At 54.6% G+C, this 13,077-nt stretch carries 6 protein-coding genes; all 6 read left to right on the top strand.

The window, feature by feature from the left end:
- Window positions 1-268: 268 nt before the first annotated feature.
- Entirely contained in the window at window positions 269-1,237 is a 969-nt protein-coding gene (locus tag L1D47_RS06345) for a DmsE family decaheme c-type cytochrome (RefSeq protein ID WP_239883161.1), read from the top strand.
- 15 nt (window positions 1,238-1,252) lie between these two features.
- Window positions 1,253-3,364 (top strand): MtrB/PioB family decaheme-associated outer membrane protein, encoded by a 2,112-nt coding sequence (locus L1D47_RS06340; protein ID WP_239883159.1) that lies wholly within the window; start codon window positions 1,253-1,255, stop codon window positions 3,362-3,364.
- 35 nt (window positions 3,365-3,399) lie between these two features.
- Window positions 3,400-5,310 (top strand): OmcA/MtrC family decaheme c-type cytochrome, encoded by a 1,911-nt coding sequence (locus L1D47_RS06335; protein ID WP_239883175.1) that lies wholly within the window; start codon window positions 3,400-3,402, stop codon window positions 5,308-5,310.
- A gap of 72 nt (window positions 5,311-5,382) precedes the next feature.
- Window positions 5,383-7,530 (top strand): OmcA/MtrC family decaheme c-type cytochrome, encoded by a 2,148-nt coding sequence (locus tag L1D47_RS06330; RefSeq protein WP_239883151.1) that lies wholly within the window; start codon window positions 5,383-5,385, stop codon window positions 7,528-7,530.
- A gap of 518 nt (window positions 7,531-8,048) precedes the next feature.
- A complete protein-coding gene (locus tag L1D47_RS06325; RefSeq protein WP_239883140.1) occupies window positions 8,049-10,319 on the top strand; it encodes a hypothetical protein in 2,271 nt (756 codons plus the stop codon).
- A 475-nt stretch (window positions 10,320-10,794) separates the two neighbouring features.
- A complete protein-coding gene (locus L1D47_RS06320; RefSeq protein WP_239883139.1) occupies window positions 10,795-12,963 on the top strand; it encodes an OmcA/MtrC family decaheme c-type cytochrome in 2,169 nt (722 codons plus the stop codon).
- Window positions 12,964-13,077 lie beyond the last annotated feature (114 nt).

Here is a 13,077-nt window from a genome sequence, read left to right as displayed (position 1 = left end):
ATTTTATATTATGTGACAGATATCTCAATCAGTAAACGAGATTGTCAAATGAGAACCATTTTCATTAGCGGCCAATTCTACGTCCCAGCTCTCGCGCTTAGCGTGATCCAGATCACACAAAGTGCTAATTCGCTCAAATACTTCATTTTTAACCGCGATTTATCGGCACAAAATTTACACATTCGTCACAAATCCCACCTATTATTTAGCTTTGGTAAATTAGTAATTCATAAAGATAACAACTAAAAACCTCACTGTGCTTGGATGGATGATGATGAAAAAGGAATCTAATTGGCAGTCAGCCCTCTGGCTAACGGCCCTACTCGCGCTAACTCCCCTTTTTAGCTTGTTCGCTCAGGCGACTCCCTGGGACAAGATGCCAGCTGAAGAGGTAGAGAAGATCCTCGATAACAAATTTGCACAGGGGCAGTACTCCCCCAAGGGCGCCGATAGCTGCCTCATGTGCCATCGCAAGAACCAAACCGTCATGGCACTATTTGACGGTGTACATGGCAATCCCCAGGTAAAAGGCTCTCCCATGGCCGACCTGCAGTGCGAAGCCTGCCACGGCCCCATGGGGAAACATAACCGCGGGGGGAAGGAACCTATGATCACCTTCGGCGCCAATTCCCCTGTTCCCGCCGAGAAGCAAAATAGTGTCTGCATGAGCTGCCACAACGATGACCAGCGCATGGCCTGGAGTGGCAATCATCACGACAACGCCGATGTCGCCTGTAGCGACTGTCATCAGGTACACACGGGTCATGACCCTATCAGCGACAAGACCCAGGAAGTCGCCGTCTGCACCAGTTGTCATGCCCAGCAAAAGGCCGACCTACATAAGCGCAGCAGCCACCCAATGAAGTGGCAGCAGATGGTCTGCAGCGACTGTCACAATCCCCACGGCGGTTTGGGCGAGGCCAGCCTGAAGCAGATGAGCGTCAATGACAACTGCTACGCCTGTCACAGCGAGAAGCGTGGGCCTAAACTGTGGGAGCATGCGCCCGTCACCGACAACTGCGCCAACTGTCATAACCCCCACGGCAGCGTCAACGAGGCGATGTTGATCGCCAAGCCCCCTCAGCTTTGTCAGCAATGCCACGCCAGCGACGGTCACGCCGCCAATACGGTATTTGCCAACAGCCCCAATGCCTTTAACGGCGGCCGAAGCTGCCTGAACTGCCATAACCAGGTGCATGGCTCCAACCATCCATCGGGCAAATTACTGCAACGTTAATGAGGGAGCATAGCGATGAACAGACAAGACCGCACTCAAACACGCGCTTGGCCACTCAGCCTGCTGGCCCTCTCTATTATCAGCAGCCTAGCGACGGCACAGGGCTACGATCTGGCGTCGGCCAACCGCAGTCAGGTGAAGATGGACGCCTGGAAATGCCAGCGCTGTGAGATCAAGGATGCAACCACAGGCGAGATAGGCGTCGGCGTCGCCTACAACGACGGCAGCGACAGCCGTTTCGGCAACACCACAGGCACAGATACCGATGGCGCCGTGGCGAGTCTGGAGGCAGATCTGACCCACAATAAGGCCTCTGGCTATCAGACCCAATTCAAAGCCGACCGTCTAGGCTATGATGCAGGCTCAGCCAGCTTAACGACCGGCCGTAAGGGCCAATACCAGATAGCCGCAAGCTATCGAGGTTTTGCCCACTTCGATAATAATGATGCGCTCAGCCCCTATCGGCTGAGTGACGGCAGCTGGCAACTCCCCAGCCAATGGCAGAGCGCGGCCACAACCGATCAGATGAATAGCCTGAATGATAGTCTGATGGCGACTGAGCTGAAGCTCACCCGAGATCGCTATCGTCTCGACGCCGCCTATAGCGGCAGCTTCTATGAGGCCAGTCTCGGCTACCAATATGAGAAGCGCCAGGGCAATCGCAGCGCCAGTGCCAATCTGCTCACCAACAGCACCATGTTGGCCGAGCGGGTCGATGATAACAGCAAGCACATCGAGGGTAAGCTCTACTTTCGGGGCGACCAGTGGCTGACCGGCATAGATGCCGAGCTTAGCCATTACCAAAATGATATCAACGCCCTGCATTGGCAATCGGCCTTCAGCCCCACCTTTGGCGCCGCCTACTTTGGCCAGAGCGCCGTCGCCCCCGACAACAAGGCCTACCGGGTGGCGGCTCACAGCCAGTTCTCGGCCCCGGGGCAACTGGTGCTGATGCATCTAGGCTTTAGCCGCATGACCCAAGATCAAACCTATCTACCGGCAACCATCAACGGCCCCTCCCCCATGCTACCCGCCGCTAATTTAGACGGCCAGGTGGATCTGCTGGAGATGAAGCTTAAGTATCTTGGTCGGCTCACGCCAGAGCTCAGCCTCAGGGCCGGCTACGACTATCGCGACAGGGACAACAAGTCTGAGACATTGAGTTATCCGCAGATAGTCACCGACAGCTACTACAGCGGCGATAGGCTCAACCAGGCCTATGACCGTACCCGCCAACAGGCGAGCCTGGGGGCTAAATACCGCTTTACCCGCAGCCTCTATCTGGATCTGCAATATCAGTATGAGCACAACAACTACAACGCCCTCGACCGCGACAGCCTGCAGGCATCCGAGCTTTCTGCCAAGCTCAATTACCGTATTAATTCCCAGTGGCAAACCTGGCTCAAGGCCGAGTATGAGGATCGTGGCGGCAGTGAATATCAGGGCTCGAGTGCCAGCAATCGCCCTAATAATCCGCTGTTACGGCGCAGCTATCTGGCGGACCGTGAACGCCAGCGCTATGGCCTCTATACCAGCTATAACGGCGAGGCACTAAGCACCACCCTTAATCTGCACCTGATGCAGGATGACTACACGGACACCCAGATAGGGCTTACTGGCGTCGACAGCCAGGGCTATGATCTCTCGGCCAGCTATGCCCTGAGTGAGCAAGTTAACCTCAACGCGTTTATCAATCAGGACTGGCGCGACAGCGATCAGACTGGCAGCAACAACTTTGGTAGCGCCAACTGGTATGCCAGCACCGAGGATAAGGCCACCCTTATCGGCGCGGGAGTTGACTATGATGCCCTGCTGGAAAACCGCCTGCGGCTCGGCCTCAACTACAGCTATAGCGACGGCCAGAGTGACACAGAGGTCAGCCAAGGCCTGCACAGCCCCTATGGCAGCTATTATGCCACCAGGCACAATCTCAACGCCTTCGCCGACTTTAACCTCAGCGACAGCCTGGGGCTAAGGCTTGACTGGATCTTCGAGCAGTACCAGGACGCCGACTGGGCTAACGAGAACCTGTCGCCAAGCAGCATACCTAACGTGTTGACCTTCGGCGATCTAAGCCATGATTACAACGCCCACTACTTTGGAGTGACCCTGAATTACCAGCTGTAATTCAGTCCCCCTATGCCAAGGAAGCGATGATGAAGATGAACAAAACTTTCCATTTTGCCGCCCTGTTTGGGCTGCTCACACTCGTCTCCGCCTGTGGCGGCGATGATGGTAAACCCGGTAATCCTGGCGAGCCAGGTGGCCCACCGGCTATGCTAGTCGACACCTTAGTGGTGAATTTCGATCCGGTGCAGATGCAGGCCGGTGTCGCCACGGTGAATTACCGCGTCACCAACCAGGATGATGAGCCTGTGGTGGGGATCCCAAGCGCCACCTTTATTGCCGCTCAGCTGCTACCCCAGGGGTACACCAATGCCGGCGATGCCGCACAGTGGCAATACTTCACCTCGGAAAGCTGTAACGACAGCTGCCCAGGCAGCTATGTGGATCATAAAAATGGCCGCTACAGCTACACCTTCAGCGCCGCCTTCGATGGCATGAACGACATCGGCTATCAGGCGGGTGCCACGCAGCGAGTCGTGGTTAAACTCGGTGGCGATAGCCTGGCCGATGGCACTGCCTTGCCCATCACTAACCAGCACTTCGACTGGCAGGGTGACCAAGACGGTAGCAGTAGCGATCCGGTTTACACACGCAACCTGATCAAGATAGCAACCTGTAACACCTGTCATAACGACCTGGCCTTTCACCGTGGCAACTATAATCAGGTCGAGACCTGTGTGACCTGCCACAACGCCGATCGCGTCAGCAACCCGGACAACATCTTTACACAGATGATCCACGGCAAACACCTGACCGGCTTCCCCGGCTCACTGGCCAACTGCCAGACCTGTCACGCCGAGGATGACACCCTGAGCGAGCAGATGAACTGGGCACGGGTACCCACCATGGAGGCCTGTGGCGCCTGTCATACCTACATCGACTTTAAGAAGGGCGAAGGTCACCCGGCGCAGCTCAATAACGCCAACTGCGTCGCCTGTCACAATCCCGATTGGACCGCCAGCGTCCACAATGATGGCGGCAATGCACAGGCACTGGGGCAGTTTAAGCCGGTGATCACCAAAGCCATGCGCAGCGGCGATACCGTCTCCTTTACCCTCATGTTGCAAAATCCTGCCACTGGTCAGCCCTATCTGGCCAGCGCAGACCAGCTCGATTTCGTCTCAGACCTTCGCGTCTATGCCAACTGGGGCACCAGCTTCGACTACGCCACCCGCTCGGCGCGCTCAACACGTGTTCATGAAACCGCGCCAATCTCTGGCAGCAACGGCAGCTTCGACTATCAGATAACCGGTCTGACCGTGCCTGCCGGTAGTGAGATGAATAAAGGCACACTGGCGATTCAGGGCAAAGTCTGCGCCGCCAATGGCGTGCTGGGCGCCTGCAGTGATGAGGCCAACAGCGAGGTGGTGATTAAATCCAGCCATAGCTTCTTCGCCACAGACGCACTGAGCGATAGCGGCCGCCGCGTCGTGGTCAGCAACGACACCTGCGGCAGTTGCCATGGGGATCAGCAGCTGAACTTCCACGGTTCCCGCAACGATCTCGAAGGCCAGTGCCAAGTGTGTCACAACCCCAACATGCAGGCCGATGCCGCGGATAATCCGTCCCTCACCACGGCGGACTTCAAGCACCTTATCCACGGCATTCACAGCGGCCAACGTGTCGGTTTCGAAGGGATCAACTACCCGGGCGACATAGGTAACTGTGCCCAGTGCCACACAGACAGAGACGGTGTGCTCACCGTCGCCCTACCCCTGGATCCCGGGGTGCAACCGCTGGCCATCGACGATGGCAGCTACACCAGCCCGACGGCCGCCATCTGTAGCGATTGCCACAGCAGCGAAACCAACAGGAACCACATGATCCAGCAAGGCGCGGTGTTCGGCGGCACGCTATCCGATGCCACGGCGGGCACTGAAAGCTGCACCACCTGTCACCGACAAGGGGCCGATGCCGATGTACTCACCGTGCATCCCATTAAATAGACTGGGCAAGGCGCCAGCTCGCTGGCGCCGATAGAACAATGCATTGAGAAATTGACTGAAATGGAAGGCACTATGATGGATATAAAGAAGATGAATCAATGGAGCCTCATCGCCCTTGGTTGCAGCGCGCTGCTACTGGGCTGTGGTAGCGATGGCAAAGACGGTGAAGATGGCCCCGACGGCGTCATAGGCGTTAGCATCGCCGACACCCCCACGGTAATGGCCCAATTTACCCAGGCATCGATAGAAGATGGCGAGGTCAGTGCGACCTTTAAGCTTGAGAACGCCAACGGCGTGGCCGTACTCGGCCTGACCAAAGACTTTGATCTCAGGTTCGGTATCGCCCAGCTGGCCCAGGTCACAGAGACCATAGACGACCAGTCTTTCGACCGCGGCTACCAGTGGCAGGCCTACATCAATACCCTAAGGCAACCCGGTTCGCTGCCAGATGGCGCCGAAGGGCTTAACCCCTCGCCCCAATTTCAAGCCGGTGTCGAGGCGGCCAGCGCCTGCGAAGACTGCCTGACGGATAATCTCGATGGCAGCTACACCTACAGGTTTCAGCAAAATGTTGCCAATGTCACCGAGCCTTTGGCCATCACCTACAATGGCGAAAACACCCACAGGGTCACCCTGGAGCTGAAACTGCCTCAGGCGACCGCCAATGCCCACCATGACTGGCAGCCCTCATCGGGCGCGACCGACGGGATTCAAACCCGCAATGTGGTGAGCAAGCAGACCTGTCTCAACTGCCACCAGGAGGAGAGCCTGGCTCTGCACGGCGGCCGTCGTATCGCCCTGGAAAACTGCGCCAGCTGTCATACCGCGACCTCAGGCGACCCCGAGAGCGGCAACAGCATAGAGTTTCCCTATATGATTCATGCCATCCACAAAGGTCAGGACAGGGTCACCAGCACGCCCGAAGGTTATGTGCCAGCCCCTTATAAGATAGTGGGCTATGGCGGCAGCCTACATGACTATGGCAAGGTGATGTTCCCACAAAAACCGGCGGCCAACTGTGCGGCCTGCCATAAAGAGGGTGACGATGCGCCAAGTGATGCCGCCCTGTTTAAGGCCGATAAATCTAACATCGCCTGCATCGGCTGTCATACCGAGAAACCCTCGCAGAACCATTCCAGCACCAACTGTATCGCCTGCCACAACGCCACCGATACCTACCCAGGAACGGGCAACGGCGAGAAACGCCATGGCGACGTGCTTAAGGCCTATTCACTGGCCCAGGCGATGGGCGTCAGCTTTAGCAACATAGGCCTGGATGGCGACGGCAAGCTCAAATTTGATCTTCAGGTAACCGATACCGCCGGCAACCCGGTTGCCAGCGAATTTATCGAACTGAGCACCCGAGTAGTGGTGGCCTGGGATGTGGACAAGGACTACCCTGCCTACGGTGATGCCTCCTATAGCAATCGTCGATTCAGACTGTCACAAGGTAGCTATGACGAGGCCACGAAGACCTTCTCCATTGTCGCCAACACCTTCGATATGCCATCGGATGCCACAGGCAAGACCTTCGAGCTCTGGTCGGCCATCGAAGTCTGTTTCAACAACGGTGGCTATGGCGTGGCCGAGGTGGTGATGACCGCCTGCAGCGAGGATACCCGTTCGGTGGCGGTAAAAGAGGCGCCCTATCGCTTCGTCTGGTCCGGCACCGGAGTCGCCGAAGATGGCCAGATCGCGATGCGCCGCGCCATCGTCGATACCAGCAAGTGTCAGACCTGCCACAATCAGGAAAATCACCATTACAACAATGGCTATAACTGTCAGACCTGCCATACCTCGGATAAGACGACTCGCGGCGATGACAGCTATCCCGGCGGCCGTAAGTCAACCAGCTTCGCCTTTAAGGCGCACGAGGCCGAGGGGCACTACCTCAAGTATGCCGGCGTACAGTCGGGCACAGTACTTAAGACCGACTGCCTCACCTGTCATACGCAAGACGGCTTTACCCTTGGCCGAGCCAGTGACCGTGTCTGGCGCTATGGTGATACCACCACGGGAGCCGACATCTGGGTCTCTTCCGATGCAGGCGCCTGCCTGAGCTGTCACCAGAAGTACCTGAAAGACTCAGGCGCGGCCCATATACAGGCCAACGGTGGTATTCTGGATGGTATGGATGCGGCCGATGTACGCACGCGGGCGGCAGAGACCTGCGCCACCTGTCATACGCCGGCTAAGCTGTTAGGCATTCATCAGCCCTAACCTGGCTCAGTTGAGCAGCCAACCAGTGACTCCCAAAGTCGAGCGCTAATTAAAAAGGAGGCCCAGGCCTCCTTTTTTATCGCGGTAACGTCATTTCACCGTTAGATTCACATTCGGCTAACTTCCCCCGTACATACAGGGGGAGCTAACAGGCGAAATTGTGCACACCTCCAGCATCGACACTTGCGTTAGATCAAAGCTGAGATAAAAAAACCTAAGCCGCCTTAAGCTTTATTTAAGAAAAGCCGCATTTTCACGCCCCCCTTTTAAAACCCATACCAGAACCGACATTTAACCAATTGAAAATAATGTTATTTAACAAGTTTATCAATTTGATCCAGGCTTAATGGATCCGCTTCACGTTTGCGCCAAACGAGCCAATGCGTCTACCCCCTTTTGAATAAGATGATGATTAAGGTGTCGCCAAGTCATTGAGGCAATAGCAATAACGAAGCCCACCTTATTCATACCAAAAAGAAAAATTGAGATCACTCTCATTCTCATGCAGGGGAAAAATGATGAAACGGTATTCAATCAGTACCGCAGTCAAAGCAGCATTCGGTGTCGGGGCCTTGTCTCTGGCACTGGTCGGGTGTAATGGCAGCGATGGAAAAGATGGTGAAGACGGCAAGCCTGGTGAAATCGCAGTCGATATCAACAGTGCAACTGCGGTCCAAACCAAGATAGAAAGCGCCAGCTATGACGAGGCGGCGAAAACATTAAGCTTCGAGTTTAGCCTGACCAATCCTAATGGCGTCGCCGTCACCGGATTAGCGGCGCTCACCGACCCACTACGCATCGCCTTCGGTCGTATGGGCACGCGTAGCGAGGCCTTCACGCCCTACACCCTAGAAGATGGCACTCAGGTCACTAATCGCGCCGATGGCGACGAGGAGATCTGGCTCTCATACCGCAACGCCAGCAAAAATGGCGTACCTATGACAGGCACCAACAACTGGCGCCCTAATCGTGACTGCCCTGAAGGCGAAACCTGCCTTGCCTACCTGGGTGAAGGCCGTTACAAGGTGACGGCGCCAGAGATCATCGACACCAATGGCCTGGATTACGACTATGACGCCAATCAGATCAATGGCATCTATCTGATCACCTATGGCGTGGGTCAAAACAAGCTTAAGAATGTCGAAGCCTACTACTGGGACCCATTGACACAGCAGTCGGTGGCCTCGCCTAAGAAGGTGTTAGAGATAGACACCTGTACCAACTGTCACGTGGGTCAGGATCATATCCGTCACGGCAATTATGGTAACACCGCCGATGGTTGTGGTTTCTGTCATACCGACTACACCCTATACAGCGGCTCGGGCATCGATGGTGAAGGCAATACCGTCGAGTTCCACTTCGACGGCTCTATCAAAGGGCTGGTTCATGGAGTGCATACAGGTATCACCGAAAAGGATCGCCGCGAACTGGCGAAATTCAACTCGGTTATCGCCAACGCCAACAACCCAGCCTTTGCCCATGAATTTGACGGCGCCGCGCTCGATAGCGAAGGCAATCCAAAAGCCGAGCTTAACTTCCCAGCATCGACTGCCAACTGTCAGAGCTGTCACGTGAGCTATACCACCACAGAAGAGACGCTACCCGAAGGCCTGACGCCCCATGCGCTGGCCTGGTTTGGCGATAAAGATGTGACCAGCTGTCAAAGCTGTCACGGCGAATATCATAAGGGCAGTAGCCTAGTGGCACCGGGTGAAGAAGGCGCGACACTGGTAGGCTGTGTCACCTGTCACACCAGCCAGGACGGTAACACCCGCGGGGGCGCCTTCCGCCACTTCGCAGGCCATGAGCAACAAAGCTATGAAGCCGCATCACAGGCCGGTGTCCTGGTCGATGCCAGCTACAGCCAGATAGCTTGGGATGAAACCGGCGCAACCTTGAGTTTTACCCTAAACCTGACTAAGGGTGAAGAGGCTGTAACGGGCGCCCATGTGCCTCGCGTCAGCGTATATGTTAACGCCGTCGATGCGGTCAAGCCTGACGCCTTCCTGGCGGCGCGCACCAGTGGTAGTGCCAGCACTAACCCCGATGGCAGCTTTACCGTGACCGTCGATGCCTCTAAGCCAAACTATGGCTTACCCTCACTGGCAGAGGTGCTTGCCGATGGGGCAGATCTCGCGATCAGCACAAGCTTTAGCACCTGCTTTAAGAACAAGTCTTCGACCCTGGTTGAGCTAGATGGCGAAGGCAGTTGCGCCGGAGTATTAAGCGCCAATGCGGCCAAGACAGCGTTCGTTAAACTCGATGGTACACCAGGCGCGGTGCGTGCCAGCGCCGTTGACTATGACAACTGCGCAAGCTGTCACAACAACGACATGGTGGCCCGTAAGGGCGCGGCGCACTATCGCAATGCCGACGTACACACCTGTGCCCAGTGTCACGAAGCCGGCGACTATAACAGCCTGATCGTGCGCGTTCACGGCACCTTCGGTAAGGCCCATGGCCGCGCCGATGTGCATCAGCTGGTGAGCAGTGCCAACTGCTCTGCCTGTCACAGCGATCTCGACTTCGGTTTAGAGAATGCTCGTTCTACGCCAATGCGCTGGAACAAGGGTGACGCCAGCTACGCCAGCCCTCAGGCGGGCGTGTGTGCCTCATGCCACGTCTCATCAAGCTATGAGATCGGCGGTGGCAAAGACGCGGCCAAGTCTCACATAGAGAGCATGGGCGGTATCGTCGCAGGCAGCTATGAACAGGCTATGCTAAACAGCGAATCCTGCCTCACCTGCCACAGCGCGGAAAAGGTCGCCGAACTGCACAAGCAGGACTAGAACAAACATCACTGTTTTAGCGATTCATGTAAAATAACCCGAGAGTGTCAGGCCTGCCCTGGCACTCTTTTTCTATCCGGCGGCGCATGTCTCGCCTACCGACAGGGCTTACAATCCTACCTACCAAGCCTGCCTAAACACAGTAACACCTACCCCCTAAAGCGTCCCACTTTCGGTAACACGAAATCAACAAGCTGCCATTTAACTGGCTGACTTTCTTATATGAAAATGAAAATTTCACCAAAAATGCATTTTTTCAACTACCTCTAAAGAAATAGTCAGATCTCAATCACATAAGCAGACTGAAACACCTGCTAAAAAGTTGCCATTTCGATAGCCTTAGAGGTGGAAACTAATTCCACACATTAAGCGAGTGTTTTCAATAGGCGAAACAAATACTGTTCTCAATTTCGGTGCTTGTTTTTATTGATGAACAATCAATTAATGATGATTAAAACTATTGCAGGGAATAATCATGATGAAAAAGTTCAATGTTAATGCAGCGACAAAAGCTGTATTAGGTGCAGGGCTTCTCTCACTCGTCTTATCCGGTTGCGGCAGCGACGGTAAAGATGGTGAAGATGGCAAGCCAGGCCCCGTTGGTAACCCCATTGGCGAGGTCTCACACCTAAAATCAAATATCCAATCAGCCAGCGTAGATGATGCGGGTATCCTAACCATCAACTTCAATCTGACCGACGCCAACGGCGTTGCCGTATTCGGCCTTGGCTATGCCGATATCGGTGCCGTCTCCTTTGGTCGTGTCGGTAACGAAGATGAAGTTGGCAGCACAGATCTCGAGGGTAACCCACGTGATGTCTGGTTAAGCTACTTTAATAAAGACAAAGGAGATGACCATTACACAGGCTCCTCTTATTTCAAAGGAAAGGATTGTGAGACTTGCTTAACCGACAACGGTGACGGCAGCTACACCCTGGTCCTCGATAAGCCTATCGATACCTTAGGTAAGTACGACTACAAGGCAGACGTCACCAACGGTATCTACCTTGGCGTGAAGGCGAGCAATAATGCCGGTTTGAGCATGGTCGACAACAGCTTCTTCTATTGGCAGCCAAGCTCTGATACGGTTCAGGAAAAGCCTAAGGCACTGATTGCCAATGATACTTGTCAAAGCTGTCACCGTCCTGGCCAAGATGGCGAACTGACCATGCATGGCGGTAAGCATGTAACCTTAGAATCTTGCACCTTCTGTCATACCGACTACAACTCGTACATGAAAGACGAGAAGGATGAAGATGGCAAGGTAGTTCGTACCTATGAGTTTGACGGCTCAATCAAAGGTATGGCACACGCTATCCATAGCCACTCAACTTACAATGGTATCTACCCACAAAGTGCGGGTAATTGCCAAACCTGTCACCAGGCAGATGAAAGCCTGACCATGGCCGACGCCTGGAAGGCTGACTTGGATACGGCAACCTGTATGAACTGTCACAACAGCCCATACGCGGTACCAAGCTGGCACTGGGATAGCGAAAACAACCAGATCGCCGAAAGCAAGCAAAACTGTGTGAGCTGTCATAACGATCCAAATGGCGGTGTACGTGGCGCCGAGTCTGGCCACTACCTGAAAAATGACAATGCACAGTCAGCTGCCGCAAAAGTCACTTTCAACAGCATGAGCTATGACGCCGACACTAAAACAGTAACGGCCAACATGACGGTTAGTCTGGGCGACACTAAGGTGACTCTGGCACAGATCGATCCGACTCCGTATAAGTACGGTGGCTTCACCAGTGCGATAGTGTTCAACGGCGTTGTCGACGATGACTTCCTGGTGAACAACCAGAAGGTGGGTTACAACAACTTCACCGCCGGTGAAGATGGCTCAATCAATGTCACCATCGCAGATGGCGACTTTAAAGTTGCGCAAATCATGGAAACGGCAGATGTCACTGTCGCACTAAGCAGCCAACTACACATCTGTTTCGACGGTAAAGGCGCTTTAGCCGACTGTACTGTTGAAGAAGGTGTGGCAACCAATGCTGGCCCTTACGTGCCTTCTGACACAGCCTATTTCGCCGTCGATGGTACACAGGCAGACAAGTCTCCGCGCGTACAACACGCCGACATGACAGCTTGTCAGCAGTGTCACACCACAGCAATCAAGCACCGTTTCAGCAACGATATGGATGGCTGTGCGAGCTGCCACAACGGTACTCGTGACAAGAAAGGCACAGGTTCTTCTAACCTAGCCTATATCGTTCACAGCAAGCACTATGTGTACGATTCTGAAGGCGGCTTGTTCTTCAAGAAGACTGAGTGTCAGGCCTGTCACGGTGACAACGGATTCTCACTTTCTAAGATAGATCCAAAAGCCACTCCTGTAGCCTTCGGCACAACCGATGGACAACGTCTGAGCGACACTAACGAGCAGCTAGTGGTATCACCACAAGCCGCAGCCTGTGTCAGCTGTCACCAGGCACCTTATGGTCTGAGCGAAGCAACTGCTGCGCACATTCAGACTAACGGTGGTCTGCTCAAGCAAGAAGGCGCTCCGCTCACCACCTTAGGTGTACCGGCAAGCGACTATGACAGCCTCAACCCGGCAGAGACCTGCTCGACTTGTCACAAAGACAGCCAGATCCTGGAAGCTCACGCTAACTGGGGCAGCAGTCACTAGTGACTAGGGCTTCACCCTGACCACTTATCGGGGTGAAATCTAATACCCAAAGGGAGGCATTGCCTCCCTTTGTTTTATCTATAGAACAGCGATTACTAAAATAAGAACAAAAAT

The sequence above is a fragment of the Shewanella sp. Isolate7 genome, assembly GCF_022398425.1.
In the GTDB taxonomy this organism is placed as follows: domain Bacteria; phylum Pseudomonadota; class Gammaproteobacteria; order Enterobacterales; family Shewanellaceae; genus Shewanella.
The sequence above is the reverse complement of the archived record's forward strand: the minus strand, read 5'-3'. Positions and strand labels throughout refer to the sequence as shown.